The 233-nt window shown below is 44.2% G+C and carries 1 pseudogene; it reads right to left on the bottom strand.

What is annotated here, in order from left to right:
* Nucleotides 1-233, bottom strand: a pseudogene (locus RYX56_RS25455) (nitrate/nitrite transporter); the annotation flags it as partial.

Consider the following 233-nt stretch of genomic DNA (forward strand, 5'->3'; position numbering starts at 1 on the left):
GTCCCCTTCTCTTTTTTCGGGAAGAAAAAGCTGATATTTGCACTTGATGAAGAAAAGTTCCCGCCTCCTAGACCGCAAAGTGCTGCCAAGATTAGCATAACAGAGAATGGGGTATCCGGATTTTGGACTGCAAAGCCGATTCCAATCGCTGGGATGGCCAATATAGCTGTAGAAATAACTGTCCAGTTTTTCCCGCCTATAGTACCAACTGCGAATGTATAAATAAACCGAAG

Source organism: Alkalihalophilus lindianensis (assembly GCF_032843265.1).
Lineage (GTDB): Bacteria > Bacillota > Bacilli > Bacillales > Bacillaceae_D > Alkalihalophilus > Alkalihalophilus lindianensis.